Annotated in this window: 11 protein-coding genes and 5 tRNA genes; 4 read left to right on the top strand and 12 right to left on the bottom strand. The window is 53.0% G+C overall.

The window, feature by feature from the left end; all coding sequences use genetic code 11:
- Window positions 1-113: 113 nt before the first annotated feature.
- Window positions 114-1,481: a hypothetical protein gene (locus BLX24_RS02075; RefSeq protein WP_071501406.1), complete on the top strand. Its 1,368-nt coding sequence runs from the start codon at window positions 114-116 to the stop codon at window positions 1,479-1,481.
- A gap of 215 nt (window positions 1,482-1,696) precedes the next feature.
- On the opposite strand, the gene BLX24_RS02080 is transcribed toward BLX24_RS02075, so the two are convergent.
- The 6 genes from BLX24_RS02080 to BLX24_RS02105 form a co-directional block, all read right to left on the bottom strand.
- Window positions 1,697-1,769, bottom strand: a tRNA-Thr gene (locus BLX24_RS02080).
- A gap of 60 nt (window positions 1,770-1,829) precedes the next feature.
- Window positions 1,830-1,902, bottom strand: a tRNA-Thr gene (locus tag BLX24_RS02085).
- Window positions 1,903-1,962: 60 nt separating this feature from the next.
- A tRNA-Thr gene (locus tag BLX24_RS02090) sits at window positions 1,963-2,035 on the bottom strand.
- Window positions 2,036-2,095: 60 nt separating this feature from the next.
- Window positions 2,096-2,168: transfer RNA gene (locus BLX24_RS02095), tRNA-Thr, on the bottom strand.
- 59 nt (window positions 2,169-2,227) lie between these two features.
- Window positions 2,228-2,300: transfer RNA gene (locus BLX24_RS02100), tRNA-Thr, on the bottom strand.
- Window positions 2,301-2,711: 411 nt separating this feature from the next.
- Window positions 2,712-4,880, bottom strand: coding sequence for a DUF349 domain-containing protein (locus BLX24_RS02105; protein ID WP_071501407.1), 2,169 nt, complete (start codon window positions 4,878-4,880; stop codon window positions 2,712-2,714).
- Window positions 4,881-5,094: 214 nt separating this feature from the next.
- On the opposite strand from BLX24_RS02105, the gene pdxH reads away from it, so the two are divergent.
- Window positions 5,095-5,739 carry a pyridoxamine 5'-phosphate oxidase gene (gene pdxH, locus BLX24_RS02110; protein WP_071501408.1) on the top strand — a complete coding sequence of 215 codons (645 nt, stop codon included), beginning with the start codon at window positions 5,095-5,097 and terminating at the stop codon, window positions 5,737-5,739.
- Here pdxH and BLX24_RS02115 read toward each other — a convergent pair.
- On the bottom strand, window positions 5,736-7,142 hold the full coding sequence (locus BLX24_RS02115) for a chloride channel protein (protein WP_071501409.1): 1,407 nt from the start codon (window positions 7,140-7,142) through the stop codon (window positions 5,736-5,738). The two genes, pdxH and BLX24_RS02115, sit on opposite strands and share 4 nt — an antisense overlap.
- 1 nt (window position 7,143) lies before the next feature.
- Window positions 7,144-9,360, bottom strand: a complete 2,217-nt coding sequence (locus tag BLX24_RS02120; RefSeq protein WP_071501410.1) for a bifunctional alpha,alpha-trehalose-phosphate synthase (UDP-forming)/trehalose-phosphatase — start codon at window positions 9,358-9,360, stop codon at window positions 7,144-7,146.
- A 364-nt stretch (window positions 9,361-9,724) separates the two neighbouring features.
- On the opposite strand from BLX24_RS02120, the gene BLX24_RS02125 reads away from it, so the two are divergent.
- On the top strand, window positions 9,725-10,294 hold the full coding sequence (locus tag BLX24_RS02125; RefSeq protein ID WP_071501411.1) for an RNA polymerase sigma factor: 570 nt from the start codon (window positions 9,725-9,727) through the stop codon (window positions 10,292-10,294).
- Here the strand turns inward: BLX24_RS02125 and BLX24_RS02130 are convergent, their stop codons facing one another.
- The 4 genes from BLX24_RS02130 to BLX24_RS02145 all read right to left on the bottom strand — a co-directional run bounded on the left by BLX24_RS02130 (window position 10,295) and on the right by BLX24_RS02145 (window position 13,804).
- Window positions 10,295-11,911 (bottom strand): hypothetical protein, encoded by a 1,617-nt coding sequence (locus BLX24_RS02130; RefSeq protein ID WP_083421753.1) that lies wholly within the window; start codon window positions 11,909-11,911, stop codon window positions 10,295-10,297. It lies immediately after the preceding gene.
- 95 nt (window positions 11,912-12,006) lie between these two features.
- Window positions 12,007-12,876 (bottom strand): carbon-nitrogen hydrolase, encoded by an 870-nt coding sequence (locus BLX24_RS02135; protein WP_071501412.1) that lies wholly within the window; start codon window positions 12,874-12,876, stop codon window positions 12,007-12,009.
- A gap of 95 nt (window positions 12,877-12,971) precedes the next feature.
- On the bottom strand, window positions 12,972-13,421 hold the full coding sequence (locus BLX24_RS02140) for an RES family NAD+ phosphorylase (protein WP_071501413.1): 450 nt from the start codon (window positions 13,419-13,421) through the stop codon (window positions 12,972-12,974).
- Entirely contained in the window at window positions 13,421-13,804 is a 384-nt protein-coding gene (locus BLX24_RS02145) for an Xre family toxin-antitoxin system antitoxin (RefSeq protein WP_071501783.1), read from the bottom strand. Before BLX24_RS02145 ends, BLX24_RS02140 begins: the two co-directional genes overlap by 1 nt.
- Before the next feature lie 228 nt (window positions 13,805-14,032).
- On the opposite strand from BLX24_RS02145, the gene BLX24_RS02150 reads away from it, so the two are divergent.
- Window positions 14,033-16,513 (top strand): PIG-L family deacetylase, encoded by a 2,481-nt coding sequence (locus BLX24_RS02150; protein WP_071501784.1) that lies wholly within the window; start codon window positions 14,033-14,035, stop codon window positions 16,511-16,513.
- Window positions 16,514-16,614 lie beyond the last annotated feature (101 nt).

The raw sequence follows: 16,614 nt of genomic DNA on the forward strand, positions 1-16,614 counted from the left end.
AGCATAAACAAAGGTATAGTTGCACTAAAAGAAGACAGTAAAGGAAGGTTAACCAATCTGTTGTTCAAAAAAATGGACAAGGTAATGGCCTGACCATCAATATATAAGACGTTATGATGTCAAAGAATGGACAACAGGAAATGACGGATCGTTTTCACTTTCTGGATATTTGTTGCCGACGGGTGAGTGAAGCATACGGGAAGCCGGACCGGAGCCGGTGGACAAACGGTGATTACGTGGAGCTGGAGCGTATTGTCTTTAAAAAAAGCCATGTCCGCATTAGTCCGAATACGCTTAAACGCATCTTCGGAAAAATTAAAACGGATGCCCGCTACTATCCTCAGAAAGCAACCCGGGATGCGCTTGCCTATTTTATTGACTATAAGGATTGGGATACCTTTGTCGGCGAAACGATGCTGGCCGAACGGCTTCCGGAAGCATCAAATCCCGGCCATGGGCTACCGGAACCACCTCTGCCGGAACGTGTACCGGCTGTTTTCAGAGAGGAGAAACCGAAGGGTGCAGCGGCCGGCCGTCGTCCTGTCCGCAGCCGCTCCGTTATACTCCTGCTGGCTGCTACAGTGCTGCTGACTGTTATCGGAATGATGATGTATATCAGTCAGGTGCATCCGCCGGTGGTTGGGTCGCTGGTTTGCCGGAATCCGGTAGGGGAAAATCCGCATTCGGCTCTTTTCGCCGTCCACAGGAAAAAGGGGGCGGAAGAAGCGGTGTTTACCATACGGTTCGGGGATGGGAAACGGCGACAAATCGAACCGGAAGACAGCGTATATACGCATTATTATGAGCGGCCCGGCCGGTATTATGCCACCTTGTGGCAGGGCAGCACGGTGATCGATACAGCCGTCGTTTACCTGCTCACAAACGGCTGGACAGTTACCGCCTCGATGATGCACGACACCACCCGCGTCTATCCGATTCTTCATCCGGATGGCCGTAAACCGGGCAGACAACATGTCGGTACCTCAGAAGCCGCCCATGCCGGTATTGATACAAACCGAACCTATTTCGTGGAGTTTACCAATACCCGGCAGACGGCCATTGACGGTGATAACTTTGAACTGACGGCAGCGGTAAAAACCTCACCGGAGCGGGCAGGCGTACGGTGCTCGCAGGTTGGGGTTACTATTTTCGGCGAATCATCGTTTCATACCTTTGATGTGATGCGGCCCGGCTGTGTGCACTGGATTGATCTGCAATTGTCAGAGCTTCATAAGAGCGGGCAACACGATGATCTTGGTTTTCTGGGCGCCGATCTGCGGAACGGCGGCCGGCTGACGTTGCAGGTAGCTGATCAAACCGCCCGCCTGTCAATCAATGGCCGTCAGGTCTATCAGGCGCGTTATACCAAACCGCTTCATCAGATTTATGGGGTTAAGATTCGGTTTGCCGGGGTTGGTAGCATTGACTCGTTTCAGTTGCGGGACCTGAAAACAAAAAAGCCGTTTGCGGGGAATTTCTGATCGGGAACGCATATATTTTGTCCGGAAATCCAGATTTTCCCATTCATGACAAATACACCCCATTTACTCGTTGCCAGTCTGTTTGTTAGCTTAGGGTACCGATTTACCGTATCAGTCCGATGGATACCGTAACCGTTTCGAAAAGCCAACTAAAGGCTCCGGGCGGGGGAGAGGAATAAAAAAAGCACATAACGTAGGCTATGTGCTTTGAAGAGAGCCCCCAGTCGGGATCGAACCAACGACCTACTGATTACAAGTCAGTTGCTCTACCAGCTGAGCTATGGAGGCAATGTTAACGGGCGATTAACGGTATGTAACCCTGAATTGGTAAATCATTTCTGATTTTAGAGCCCCCAGTCGGGATCGAACCAACGACCTACTGATTACAAGTCAGTTGCTCTACCAGCTGAGCTATGGAGGCAATGTTAACGGGCGATTAACGATATGTAACCCTGAATTGGTAAATCATTTCTGATTTTAGAGCCCCCAGTCGGGATCGAACCAACGACCTACTGATTACAAGTCAGTTGCTCTACCAGCTGAGCTATGGAGGCAATGTTAACGGGCGATTAACGATATATAACCCTGAATTGGTAAATCATTTCTGATTTTAGAGCCCCCAGTCGGGATCGAACCAACGACCTACTGATTACAAGTCAGTTGCTCTACCAGCTGAGCTATGGAGGCAATGTTAACGGGCGATTAACGATATATAACCCTGAATTGGCAAATCATTTCTGATTTAGAGCCCCCAGTCGGGATCGAACCAACGACCTACTGATTACAAGTCAGTTGCTCTACCAGCTGAGCTATGGAGGCTTTACGTTTAAGGCATGTCCGTTGCCGGAGCGTTTACCTTAATTGTGGCACAAAAGTAGTGCGTTTTATGATATGACGCAATACCTGTTTAGAAAAAAAAGCCTTAAATAAATCCCAAAATAACGTACTATCCTGAAAAATAGGCGCTTATTTGGTTAAAAAAATGCAAAAAACGATTCCCATTAGCCCTTTTTGGCAGAACAGGGATACAATAATCGTTGTCACACGATGTGATAAATGTTCGTCATTCACCAGATGGCAAGCGCAGCGAATGGAGCAGATAAATGTCCTGTGACACAGCATCCGGTTTTCTACTTGTGCCGTGTTTGTCAGGCGTTGAAAGACGGGTAAAAAAAGAAGAGATCAGCTTGGTGCCAATCTCTTCTTTGGAGAAACAATATAGCGGTTCGCTTAGCCTTGTGCGGCCTTCAACTGTTGACGAAGGTCGTTCAGCTGGGCTTGTGCCGAAGCGATTTTCTTTTCAATATCTGCCTTAAGTTTATCGGCATTTTTCGAACGGGCAAAGAACTCGATGTTGTTCCGGTACGTGGCGATGTCGTTTTCGAGGGTAGAGATCCGGCGACGGATGTCTCCTTCTCCACGGTTGAAATTGCCACCCCGCGAACCACCGTCACGATCACCGCGGTCGCGTGAGAACTCAGCTTCGTTTTCCTGCATCACACGCTCTTTCTCTTTCGACGAAAGTTTGCCTGTTGCGCCAACGAGTGAGTTGATCGCGTTGATATACCGTTTCTGAGTGCTTTGCATGTCTTTTTTCGGTACGAAACCGATGCCAGACCATTCTTTCTTAAACGCATTCAGCTGCGAGAGGTCACCACCTTCTTTCGCCGTTGCTTCAATGCGTTCGATCAGGGCAATTTTCTTTGCCAGGTTTTCTTCGAACTCGCGTTCCACTTCCAGGTTTTTGTTGCGCTTCCGGTTGAAGAACGAATCACAGGCCTGCTTGAAGCGGTCGAAAATGGTATTTTTATGTTTTTCCGGAACCTGACCGATCGATTTCCACTGGCGCTGCAGATCAATAACCGTCTGCGTCGCTTCCGGGCTGTCGTCGCCTGATTCAAGAATACCCTCAACCTGCTCGCAAAGGCTTGTCTTGAGCTTCAGGTTCTGCTCACGCTTGCTTTCCAGTTCTTTAAAGAACTCGCCCTTATTATGGAAGAACGTTTTCAGCGACGACCAGAATTTTTTGCTCAGTTCCTTGCCTTCTTCACGCGGCATTGAGCCTTTAATGGCATTCCATTGTTCCTGGATCGCCATAACTTCTTTCGTTTTATCGTTCCACTCATTGATCGACGAGGAGCTGAACGACGTAAACGGAATCAGTGTTTCGTAAATGGTAGATTTGGCTTCGTACAGATGAGCCGCTTCCTTGCGCTGTTCTTCCGTTTGTTCGCGGCGTTTTTCATACAACGCGTCCAGAGCGGCTTTCATACGCTGCCACAGCAACTCCTGTTCTGCTTTAGGGGCAGGACCGATGTGCTTATACTCTTCGAAGAGTGAGTTGGCTTCGTCGATAACCTGACGGGTAACTGACTTTTCGGAAGCGTCTTTGGCGAGGGCTTCTACTTTCTCAATCACCTCAATTTTCAGCGATGAATTACGCTTACGGTCAAGTTCCTTGAGTTCGAAGTAGATGTTCCGGTTGCTGTAGTAGCGGTCAACCAGCGCATGGTATGTTGCCCAGAGGGTGGCGTTATGCGGCGAGTTGATATTACCGGCGGCTTTCCATTCGTCCTGAATCCGTTTGAATTCATTCCAGCTGGTTTTCGGATCACCGGCGTTATTCTCGTCATTTTCAACCAGTTCACGTAGCTGACGGAGCAGTTCTGTTTTGCTGGCGAAATTGGCGTCTTTCGCTTTGTCTAAGTTCTGGAAAAACGTGTTTTTGAGGTTTTTGATCTGCTTGTACAAATCATCAAACTGCGTCACCGTCGCGTCAGATTTAAAGGTAAATCCTTCTTCTGACTCGTTTTCCTGAACATACTTCTGCAGGGCTGCCGAGCGTTCTCCCTGCTTGATCTGGTCGAAAAGCGGTTTAACTTCCTTCAGCACATCGTCAGCCCGCTTGAAGTCGCCGGGCGAAACGGTTTCTGCTTTCAGGGTCGTTAACTGCTTATCCAGCAAATCAACAAAGTCCTGTTTCGAGAACTGGCTGTAGTCAGCTACAGCCGCAGCCTGCGCATCATCGCCGAGGTCCGGGATGTCTGCATACTGGGCTACCAGTTCGTCAGGAACAGAAGCTTCGGGAGCCGTTTCGGTAACGGCTGCTGTTGGTTCTGCGGCGGGTGCGGCTTCTTCAACGGGAGCTTCGTTACTCACTTCGGCGGTAACCGACTCTTCGGGTGTTTCTTCAGCAACGGCTGAGGCTGTGGGTTCAGATACTGTAGGTTCAGCGGATTCTGCTGTTTCGGTTTGGTTGAACTGAGCAGCAGCGTCTTCTGTTACATCCTGATCCGCAGAGCGGGCAGCAGCGTCTTCTGTTACATCCAGTTCCAACATACCGGCTGACTTACTGGTCAAATCCTCTTGATCTTTGATTTCTTTTTCTTCGTTTGCCATGTTGGGAGCGTACCGATTACTTTTGCAAAAGTACAAAGAAAAAGCGGAAATATGGGATTTGGCTTCATATGCCAACTTAATTCACCCTTTTTTTTCGGGAATGGAGCCTGTTTTCGCCTATAAGGTGATTTTTATCAGTAGCTGAACGCGAGAAATTTACTCATTTTACGGTGTTTTCTGACGTCACTGACACAGTTTGTAACTTTTTAAAAATATGTCGAATGTAATTGCCGATATGCGGCGGGATTATACCCTGGCGGGATTAGACATCGCCGATGTACTGCCGGATCCGGTTCAGCAGTTCCGCCGGTGGTTTGACGAGGCGCTGAAAGCCGGTCTGCCCGAACCTAATGCCATGCATCTGGCTACGGTCGGTGCCGGCGGTAAACCCGCCGGCCGGATTGTACTCCTGAAAGAGGTAGATGATACCGGATTTGTCTTCTACACCAATTACGAAAGCCGGAAAGGCCATGAGCTGGCGGCGCATCCGGTCGCCGCGCTGACGTTCTTTTTCGTGGAACTGGAACGCCAGATCCGGATAGAAGGCACAGTAGAGAAAGTAACGGCGGAGGAATCCGATGCGTATTTCGCCATCCGGCCGCGCGGAAGTCAGATCGGGGCCTGGGTATCCCATCAAAGCGATGCCATTGCCGGCCGCGAGGTTCTGGCGCAGCGTCAGCAAGAGCTGGAAGCCCGGTTTGAGGGTAAGGACATTCCCCGTCCGCCACACTGGGGCGGGTACCGGGTTATCCCGTCTGTAATCGAGTTCTGGCAGGGCCGGCCGAGCCGTCTGCATGACCGGATTCAGTATGCAAAAGATGCAGCAGGCGCCTGGCAGCTGGCCCGACTGTCGCCCTAGCCGGGGTGCTGTGTGCTTTTTTCGGGAGCCTCCGTCGCTTTGCCGGCGTGGAGTGCTTCCTGAAAGAAATTATGTTTAAGGTGTTCGTACAGGGAGTGCGGATCGACAATGGTGGCCACCAGCTGAGCCGTAAGACCGCCCAGCAAGAGCGGAAAAATGGCCGAATGCCGGTCTGTCATTTCCAGTACGAGGATAGCTGCCGTAAAGGGCGAGCGTACCACACCCGTTAAAAAACTAACCATGCCCACTAACACCACGACTGGCAGATCCTTTGGGGCAATGTGTGTTAGCTCTGCCGTCAGATTGCCCAGAACGGCCCCTGCGCTGAGCGATGTTGCGAATACTCCGCCGGCTGCTCCACTGCTGTAGCTTAATGCCATTGTGGCTATTCGGGCCGGAAAAACGTACCATGGTATCGGTTCCGGATGCCGGAACAGCAGGTGATTGATGAGGGGTTTGCCCGTTCCGGCTGCGTAATCTCCGGCGAAATAAATAAGGATGGCCATCAGTAAGCCACAGCCGGTTACCCAGACCACCTGCTGCGGTAACGTGCTCCACCGTTTACGCCGGCTGTTCAGCCAGAGCAGGAGTTTACCGAAAAGCGCACCGGCCAGTCCGCAGATAAGGGCGGTCATGAAGGCTACGCCTAAAAAGGTCCAGCCGGTGGCCGGGACCGGCGGATAGCCGAGATAAAGATAAGGTCCCAGAATGGCCTGCGCGGTCATTCCGGCGATGATGACCGCCGTGAAAATGGCCGTACGGAAGCGGGTAATATGGGTTTGGGTAAGTTCTTCGACCACAAAGACAATCCCTCCGAGGGGGGTGTTAAATGCGGCGGCCAGGCCCGCTGCGCCACCGGTAATCAGCGCTATTTTGCGGGATAATTGCGGCCACCCTTTGGGCTGAAGCCGGTTGATAACCTGAAACAAGGCGCCTGCAATCTGTATGGTAGGACCTTCCCGGCCGATTGCACCGCCGCCGAGCAGCAGGACAGCGCTGCTGACGATTTTTACGAACGCTACCCGCAGCCCGAGTAAATACCCGATTCGCTGGTGGCGGGAGGGCGTGGCCAGATCAATAGCTGCCATCAGTTGCGGAATGCCGCTTCCGCGTGCGGCGGGAGCCAGCAGATAGACGCACCCCCAGGCAGCCAGAAAACTAAGCGGCGTAATCAGAAAGGCCCGGACCGGCGTATACGCAATCCAGTGGCGGCAGATTGTTTCGGCCCAGCTGAAAATCCGTTCGTACCCCACCGCAACCAGCCCGGTCAGTACTGACGCTATCCAGAAGGGAATGGATTGTAATACAAGTTTCCGGACATGGTCTGCATAGATACGGTGAAAAAGCCGCCTGTCCAGAAAAGTCAGTAGGCGATGGTAAAATGACGTTTTTTCGGCTGACATCTTACAAGGTAACGGGTATTTTACTCATTTGCGCCAGTAAAACGTCGACATCGATCTGACGGGCCAGCCGGTAGCGGGCAAAGGAATGACCCGGACCTACTTTAATGGTATAGGCCCAGTTGGGCAACTGCCGGAACATGTCCTCATCAGTAGTATCGTCGCCGATGCTGACGATAAAATCAAACGGGGTCTGCTCGACGATCAGCTGGGCAACGGTGCCTTTACTATGTTGGGCCGGTTTTACTTCCACTACTTTATTTCCCTGGATTACGGTCAGCGGTACCGAAACGGGCAGATTCCGCAGCTGGCTGGCAAGCTCCGTGGCGTTAAGCTCGCTGTCCTCCTGCTGCACCATCCGGTAATGCCAGGCAATGGTGGTTTCCTTTGACTCCATAAACGAGCCGGGAAACAGATCAACGTAGGGCTGCATAATCGCCTTCACCGAGTCAATCCAGTTTTCGTTGGTGAGGTCCAGCCGCTGCCAGTCCTGATCCGGCTGTTTCAGAAAAGCACCGTGCTCGGCTACCAGATGTACGGGCAGATGGCGGAACGTCTTCTCCAGAAAGGCCCGGTTACGGCCACTGATCACGACCAGTTCACTGGTTTCTGACAACCGCTGCAATGCCAGTGCCGTACTGGCAGACAGGCGGGCGTCGGCCGGATTATCGACGAGTGCGGAGAGCGTTCCGTCGAAATCGAAGAGCAATAACCGCCGTGAGGCACCCTCGAAGGCGTTGCAGAACGATACGAGTGGCAAGTCAGTTTCGATACTGGTTTTCAGGGTTGTATTTTCATCTAACACTGTTAGAAACTGGTGACTCCACCGGAATACGTTATGATTCTGAATGTGTCGGCGCATGACCTGCATCCGTTCTGCCTGTTCTGCCGCTGGCATGCTAACCGCCTGCTGAATGGCATCGGCAACCTCCTGGGTGTCGGTCGGATTAATCAGTAACGCATCGTTAAGCTCCTGAGCGGCTCCGGCAAATTCGCTTAAAATGAGCACCCCCTGATCGTCGGAACGGGTCGCGATGAATTCCTTGCAGACGAGGTTCATGCCATCGCGGATCGGGGTAATCAGGGCAACGTCGCAGGCGGTGTACAAAGCAAGCAGTTCGGTAAAGGAAAGCGACATGTACGAGTAAACGATAGGCCGCCAGCCGATGGTCCCGAACAGTCCGTTGAGCCGGCCGACGGTTTCTTCGATCTCCCGTTTGATTTCCTGATAGTGCGGAATCTGATCCCGGGAAGGAACGACCGTCATCACAAATGTGATCTTGTTGTGCCATTCGGGGTTCTGTACCAGAAAGCGTTCATAGCCCTGTAAGCGGTAAGTAATCCCTTTGGCATAATCAAGCCGGTCGACCGAAAAGATGATTTTCGGGGTCCGGAGTTCGTCCCGGAATCGGTTTCTGGTGTCGAGTACGGCACTGGTCCGGGCGCCCATGTTGAATTTGTTGAAATCAACGCTGATCGGAAAATCACCGGCAATGACCGATCGGTCCGGTAAGACGATGCGGTGGCCGAGAATGGGCAGGCTCAGCACTTCTGTCACACTCTGCAAAAAGTGTTGTACATAATCGGCCGTGTGAAATCCGATGACATTGGCCCCCAGTAAGCCATTCACCAGGGCCTGCCGCCAGGTACGGGGCAGCAGCTTAACAATTTCGTAGGTCGGGAACGGGATGTGGAAAAAATAGCCGATCAACGCATCCGGTATGGCCTGCCGGACCAGATCGGGCAGCAGCATCAACTGAAAATCATGGATCCAGATCAGGTCACCGGGGCGGGCAATCTCCCTTACTTTCTCCAGAAATAAGCCATTGGCCTGCTGGTATCGCTCAAAATAACTGTCCTGAAAGGAAGCAAATGAAGGGAAGTAGTGGAAGAGCGGCCAGATCAGGTCATTGCAGAAGCCTTCATAATACTCTTTGTAGGTGGTGTCGTCCATATAAACGGGATGGGCAACGAAATTATCATTTTCCAGCGCCGTGGCCCCGAGCTCGCGGACGGACGCATCCGCATAGCCAATCCAGTGGATTTTGGGCGTCTGGTCACTGGCGGACTGCCCCATTTGTTCGGCCATGGAAAGCACGGCCGACACCAGTCCTCCGGCACTCTGGATCAATTCGGTTCCTTCAGCAGTCTGTTTGGCGGAGAAAGGCAGGCGATTGGCAACGATGAGTAGACGATTGTACGGATTCTTAGCATTGGTCATGTGGTTTGTGCGCAACTGAGCGCTCAGTGTCAGCCCGCAAAGTTCGTATATACTTCTTAGAGACTCCTTAAACAAAGCTTAGAAAAGGCTGAGAGCGGCGTTAAAACTGCCAGTGAATCAATGTATTAGCCTTTTTATTCCATAATACGGTAATTTCCATATTTTGGAATGATGTCTGATTTGAAGAGTTTTTTATCACCTCCGGGACTATAGCCGGTGCCCGTTTGCTCTGAAATAAACCGGCTTGTGTATGAGTAAGTCGCTGTAAAACAGGCAGTATACTGATTTGGTAGGGAACGCAAGGATAAGTAGCCGGCTGATGGCACGATAGTAGTTTTACCCCGGGTATTACCATCATAACGCTATGAAACTGACAGCATTGAAAACGATAACGGATGAAGAACTGGTCAGCTTGTTTTCGGCAACTGGCTCACAACGCTATTTCGAGGTAATCTATCAGCGGTACAACCGCCGGGTGTATCAGAAATGCTTACAGATTACGAAAGATGAATACCTGGCGCAGGATTACGCGCATGATGTATTCATGCATTTGTTTCAGAAAATCAACTACTTTGAAGGACGGTCTTCGTTTTCGACCTGGCTATACGCATTGACCCGCAACTTTGTGTTGACCCGTTTACGGACGCATGACGGTGCCAGACGTATTTCGCTGGACGGTCTGGAGTCAATCGCCGATGAATATGGCGAAGGCGGCGTTGATCCAAAGCTTTTTCTGTTGCCTAAAGCCCTGAGCGTGCTGTCAAACGAAGAGTCGCAGTTGCTGGTAATGCGGTATTACGAAGGCCTTGAGTTTTCGGAGATCAGCCAGCAACTAGCCATCAGTATCAGCGCCATCAAAATGCGGCTGAACCGGTCACGGGCTAAACTAAAGAAACAGATACTGACCTGGTCGGAGTCCGAAGCCTATGCCTGACTAGGGTGTTGGCATGGTGGCGCGCCCCAGATAAATTTCATCACCTCTGAGTTTTATTTCTGTATAAAACGAATAGCCGTCTTGCAGGTAACGCACCCGGACAGCCGTTGTCTGATCCGGCCGGGCATACGGCATTGTGGCAGCAATCAGAATCTGATTTCCGTTGACGATGGCGCGGGCGTAGGGTAGTTTTCTGGTTTTCAGTTGATTGGCGTTGAGCGCCTGCCAGGTCTGTCCGCCATCAAACGAGCATTCGGTTGCCTGATTCAGGTATTTTTCCCGCCCGTTAAATAAATCACCATGGTGTTTAAACATACGCCATAAGCCATGGAGGTAATGTTCGTAACAGGCATAATTCCGGTCGTTGCCCAGACCGATACGGGCTCCCTCCGTCGGTGTGGGCTGATCGGGAGTCAGGGCGTTGTGGTCGTCCCAGAAAATAGCGCCATAGGCCCCCGTAAACCAGTAAAAGACGCTCATGCCCTCGGCAATGGCTGGTGGTGCCGCGTTTGAGGCTTTTCCACTATTTGGAAAGTCGGAACTCTGGGTATTGTACAACCACTGCCAGGCAATCCGTCTTTTCGGCGAAAGGGCCTTATTTACTTCCTGCTCACCCAGTAAAGAAGCCAGCCAGTGGCGTCCGTTGTCGGCGCTGTGGTCAATGGAATAGTCAAAGTCCGGGTAAACATAATAGGTGCCCGGCATCTGAAAATCGGCATAGTCAGCATAGGACTTGCCGATAATATCATCGGACATACCCCGCTGCCGGCTTGTCTGCGTATGTCTGGCGGGTTTCTTCCATAACCACTCCAGACCGGCCCGGTAGTCGGAGGCCCGTGAAGCGCCATAGCTGTTGTGCGGCACGGGCGCAATCGATCCGATCTGTGTTGCCGGACCGGCGTTTTCCCTGAGGGTTTTCATCATGTAGGCATACAGATTGGCCTGTTCCTGCTGCCTGAACATACTGACGCCTTCGTTCTCAATATCCAGAATCACAAAACCGTTGGTATTTTTCATCTGGCCGGGCGGGCAGTCGCCGTAGCCGATGCAGGAACCGCAAAGCTCCATTGAGGCCTGAAAGAGCGACTGCCGCCAGTTAGGATCGCCTTGCGGACGCCGGTAGTAGGTTTCTTCGGCCAGCTCGCTGTTGGCGGCCCAGCCCAGCCGGAACGGCTCATCAGCAAAATAGCCCTGTGTCAGCCACTGGGCCCGCTGGCTTTGTTTCAGCCGGCTTTTCCAGCCTTTCGGAATGGCATTCGGGTCATTGGCATATTCCTGCCCCAACACCATCCGGCTCACGTCGATGGCCGAAAATCCCCGCCGGAAGAGCTTACTCCAGTCCTGATCGACGTGCAGATTCCGGCCGGCCCCGCAGAAAATCAGCGCTTTATTCGCCGGCAGCGTAAAGTCGTCCACCACATCAATGTTCCAGTAGCCTTTCCGGTTCGACGGACGGAACGACGCACGGGGCGTTGGCGTCAGCGGGGTAAGCGGAAGCTGACGGGCTGCGGCCACGGGTTGCCGGCCGGCCGGTTGTGCGTTACCGGATTCCGGCGTGCGGGTGGCAGCGTACAAGACCCCGATAAGGAGCAGGGATGGGAGCAGGATGCGGAACATACACGTTTTTGGGGATGCTGCGTTACTGTATGCTGCGTTGAAGCCTCCATAGACGACTACCTAATGCAGAACGCAGCAACCAGTAACGACAAGCGTTAGTCAATATATCGTTTGGTAATCGGCTGATACGAGTCGATGCGGCGGTCACGGAAATACGGCCATGTTGTCCGGTAACGATCCGACAGCGCCAGATCAACCTCCTGGACGTGCACCGTTTCGCCTTCGTGCGGGGCCAGATACAGCAGCGATCCGAAGGGATTGGCCACAAAGGAGCCACCCCAGAACTGCTGATCCGCTTCCCGGCCTACACGGTTGACCGATACGACGTGCACCCCGTTGGCAATGGCGTGACTGCGCTGAATCGTCTGCCACGCATTGTACTGTTCCTGATTAACGGCAGGATCGGTTTCGGTCGTATCCCAGCCGATGGCCGTTGGATAAAAGAGGACCTCCGCACCCATCAGCGCCGTAATCCGAGCGGCTTCCGGGTACCACTGATCCCAGCAGATCAGCACACCGATGCGGGCAAATCGGGTATCAAAGACCATATAGCCCAGATCGCCCGGGGTAAAATAAAACTTCTCGTAGTAGCCCGGATCGTCCGGAATGTGCATTTTCCGGTATTTACCCAGATACGTACCATCGGCGTCGAGCACGGCAGTGGTATTATGGTAAAGCCCCTGCGCCCGTTTTTCGAACAGCGACGCAATAATCACGACCCCACATTCTCTGGCCACCTCACTCATCCGGTCGGTCGTCGGACCGGGGATGGGCTCGGCGAGACTGAAATTATGGTGATCTTCCACATCGCAAAAATAAAGCGATGTAAACAACTCCTGCAGGCAGACGATCTGCGCGCCTTTAGCCGCAGCCTCGCGAATGCCGTCAATGGCCTTTTGCACATTTGCCTCGACATCTGCCGAGCAGGCCATCTGCACTAAACCGATATTTACTTTTTTAGACATGTTTTAATTGCGAATGAGTGATTGAGCGGATTTTATCAGAGATGCGAAGGGCTTCAGCATGAGCAAGCCACTCATTCGCTCAATCACTCATTCACTCACTCTTTAATACGCGGGTCAAAGATAAAGGGTTCGGTCCGGATGAGCCGAATTTTTGAAAAATCCGGGTGTATGGGATTGAGCAGGTAATTCCATTCCTGAGTGACGATGGCAGAGGGCACGCGCAGCACCGCTGTTTGGCCGCCGAGAAGCCAGTTTTCGCCGGTCAGCTGGGTTTGCGCGTAATTCGTGAAGGCAAACCAGTCGGGCGGCAGGCTGTCGGGGGCAATGGTTTGGATACGGACGCTGTCGGGTATCCGGATGACCATGACCCAGAAACTGTCCTGCAGGCCCTCGCCGGAGCGGTGAACCACGTTTTCGAGGCAGGCGAGCGCCCGTGTGGCGGCCGTGTAGATCACAAACCGGCCGCGCGCATTCCAGCGGGCAGCGCCACCCGACGCAACGAGCCGGTCGGCATATTGCGTTTTCGTAATACGGAAGATCTCCATTATGCCAGATCACCGTATTCGATCCGGATCAGCTCATCCATGATAAGGTCAATGCCGCCGGATGTGTGTAATAAGTCAAATGGTATCTGATTGCCAAGGCCATAGGCAGGTTTATCCATCCACCGCCGGAACGCATCGACCGAGCTGAATACCTGCCCGCCCTTCTGAAACAGTGCCGTTATCTTCAGGACTTTTTCGCTGTCCTGCGGATTCAGCTTTTTCTGTTCCCGCTCGTAGCGCTGAAACGTCTTCAGCGACGTATCGAAAATTTCGGCCAGTTGCTCACGACGATAGCCGGTCAGGTCGGCAATGTCGAAAAACGACCGGGCCGGTACCCCTTTGAGGGCCAATAACACAAGCGTTGTACGATCCTGAATTACCATGTCAGCAAAAATAGGAAATTTGTCCGGATAACAGAGAAAAATGTCTTTTTGTTCACGGCGAAGAACCACGTTTATTACCGGAAAGCGTGTTAAGATTGTTAACGTCCCGATTTTCGCCCTTTCACTCTCTCACTCTTTCGCTATTTTTGTTGAAAAGCATTAACCGCGTTGTCGGTCCAACCACTTCGTTACACTGTGAGAAAACCCGGATTGTACCTTGCCTGGGCCATGAGCGCCCTGTTGTATCAGCCGTTACAGGCACAAGTGCCCTATGGGACGGCCAAAAACCCGTCGTCAGGCGAAATTCTGCTTAACCTCAAAAAACTGAATGTATTGGGGTCTGTCCTGTATGTGGCGGCTCACCCCGACGATGAAAATACGCTCCTGCTGGCGTATATGGCTAAGGAGCGCCTCGCCCGTACGGCCTACATGGCCCTGACCCGCGGCGACGGCGGGCAAAACCTGATCGGTACCGAACAGGGCGAATACATCGGCGTAATCCGGACGCAGGAGCTGCTGGCCGCCCGCCGCGTCGACGGGCCGGAGCAGTATTTTAGCCGGGCCTATGATTTCGGCTTTTCGAAATCAACGGATGAAGCGGTAAAGACCTGGGGGCGTGATCAGGTACTGGCCGATGTGGTCTGGCGGATCCGTAAATTCCAGCCCGATGTGATCATCACCCGTTTCCCGCCCGACCCGCGTGCCGGCCACGGCCACCACAGCGCGTCGGGTTTTCTGGCCGAAGAAGCGTTTAAAATTGCCGCCGACCCAACGAAGTTTCCCGAGCAGCTCCGGTATGTGAAGCCGTGGCAGGCAAAGCGGATTATGTGGAATGTCTTTATTCCCAACGCCTTTGGCAGCAATGCCAAACCAAACGAAGCGGGTAACCTGATCGGGATTGAAACCGGTGTCTACAACCCGCTGATCGGCCGTTCCTATGGTGAAATTGCGGCCGAGAGCCGTAGTCAGCATAAAAGCCAGGGCTTCGGCGTGGCCGCCAGCCGGAATGTGCGGATGGACTACCTGCTGCTGAAAGCCGGTGAACCGGCCGAAAAAGATCCGTTCGACGGGGTAGACATGTCCTGGAAGCGGGTGGCAAAGAGCGAGCGGGTACAGGAACTGGTCAATCAGGCTATTGCCGGCTTTAAGGCCGGTCAGCCGGCGGCCTCAGTCCCGGCGCTGGTGCAGGTATACCGCGCCATGAGCCAGCTGGATACCACCAGCCTGCTGGTGAAAACAAAGCGTCAGGAAGTACAGAGCCTGATTCAGCAGTGTCTGGGCTTGTGGTTCGAAGCCAACCCCGTTGATTATGCCGCGACGGCCGGGGAAACCATCCGCCTGAATACCACGGTGGTTGCCCGAACCGAAACACCGGTCCGGTTGCTGAATGTCCGCTTTTCGACCGGTAAGGATACGACGCTGAATCTGACGCTGAAACCGTATGACCAGGTCACGCTGCCGATGATGATGCGGATTCCGGTCACGCAGAAAATCACTCAGCCGTACTGGCTCGAAAAACCGTTGCAGAAAGGCCTGTTCCAGGTCGACGACCAGCAGCTGATCGGCTTGCCGGAAAATCCGCCGGCCCTGACCGCCGCGTTTACGTTCGACATCGACGGGGAGCCGTTTACGTTTACCCGTCCGTGGATCTACAAAACAACCGATCCGGTGGAGGGCGAGATTTACCGTCCGTTTGTGATTCAGCCGGAGGTCATGGCCAACATTGCCGAAAAAGTATATGTCTACAGCGACAACGTCGCCAAACCGGTGGAGGTTGTCGTAAAAGTCGGCCGGGCCGGTGTGTCGGGTAAACTGGCGCTTTCGGTGCCGTCGGGCTGGAAAGTGCAGCCGGCTGATATTCCGTTTGATCTGAAAGAAAAAGGGCAGGAGCTGCGGGTGACCTTTACCGTAACGCCCGGCAGCGGGGCAGAGGACGGCAAGCTGAAAGCCGTTGCGACAACGGCAGCCGGGGCGTTTTCGACCGGCCTTCGCTTAGTAGAATACAAACACATTCCGACCCAGACCGTTTTTCCGGCGGCGGAGGCAAAGCTGGTAAAACTGGATGTAAAGGTGACGGCGAAGAATATCGGCTACATCATGGGGGCGGGCGATGAGGTAAACATTGCCCTGCGGCAGATGGGCTGCCAGGTTACGATGCTGACGCAGGCCGACCTGAACAAGGACCTGAGCCAGTTCGATGCCATCGTGGTTGGTGTCCGGGCGTATAATACCGAAGACTGGCTGAAATACGAGCAGGAAAAGCTGATGGATTACGTTAAAAACGGCGGGACGATGGTTGTGCAGTACGTAACGGCGGGTGGTCCGGGCAATACCCTGAAAGTAAAGCAGATGGGCCCGTATCCGTTTAACGTCGGCCGTGACCGCGTGACCGAAGAAGACGCAAAAATGACGTTCCTGAAACCACAGCATCCGTTGCTGAATACGCCGAATAAAATCACCGAACGCGATTTCGACGGCTGGATACAGGAACGGGGGATTTATTTCGCCGTGGATGTGGACAAAAACTATGAGCCCATTTTTGCGGCCAACGATACCGGCGAAGCCCCGAAAGACGGCAGTCTGATTTACGCAAAATACGGTAAAGGCCACTTCATGTATACCGGTCTGGTGTTCTTCCGTGAATTACCGGCCGGCGTTGAAGGCGCCTACCGGCTGTTTGCCAACATGATTTCCATCGGCAAACAGTAAGGGCGACCCCATGTGGTCGCCCAATCCGCGAAATCACATCAGTGGTGGCACGACTCTAACAGGTTCGCCTGCCGGTCGTGCCACCACTTTTTTTGCCCTAA

Source organism: Arsenicibacter rosenii (genome assembly GCF_001870735.1).
GTDB lineage: Bacteria > Bacteroidota > Bacteroidia > Cytophagales > Spirosomataceae > Arsenicibacter > Arsenicibacter rosenii.

Coding starts and splice junctions, on each gene's coding strand:
- BLX24_RS02075 (WP_071501406.1), top strand. CDS start 114: ATGATGTCAAAGAATGGACAACAGGAAATGACGGATCGTTTTCACTTT.
- BLX24_RS02105 (WP_071501407.1), bottom strand. CDS start 4,880: ATGGCAAACGAAGAAAAAGAAATCAAAGATCAAGAGGATTTGACCAGT.
- pdxH (WP_071501408.1), top strand. CDS start 5,095: ATGTCGAATGTAATTGCCGATATGCGGCGGGATTATACCCTGGCGGGA.
- BLX24_RS02115 (WP_071501409.1), bottom strand. CDS start 7,142: ATGTCAGCCGAAAAAACGTCATTTTACCATCGCCTACTGACTTTTCTG.
- BLX24_RS02120 (WP_071501410.1), bottom strand. CDS start 9,360: ATGACCAATGCTAAGAATCCGTACAATCGTCTACTCATCGTTGCCAAT.
- BLX24_RS02125 (WP_071501411.1), top strand. CDS start 9,725: ATGAAACTGACAGCATTGAAAACGATAACGGATGAAGAACTGGTCAGC.
- BLX24_RS02130 (WP_083421753.1), bottom strand. CDS start 11,911: ATGTTCCGCATCCTGCTCCCATCCCTGCTCCTTATCGGGGTCTTGTAC.
- BLX24_RS02135 (WP_071501412.1), bottom strand. CDS start 12,876: ATGTCTAAAAAAGTAAATATCGGTTTAGTGCAGATGGCCTGCTCGGCA.
- BLX24_RS02140 (WP_071501413.1), bottom strand. CDS start 13,421: ATGGAGATCTTCCGTATTACGAAAACGCAATATGCCGACCGGCTCGTT.
- BLX24_RS02145 (WP_071501783.1), bottom strand. CDS start 13,804: ATGGTAATTCAGGATCGTACAACGCTTGTGTTATTGGCCCTCAAAGGG.
- BLX24_RS02150 (WP_071501784.1), top strand. CDS start 14,033: ATGAGCGCCCTGTTGTATCAGCCGTTACAGGCACAAGTGCCCTATGGG.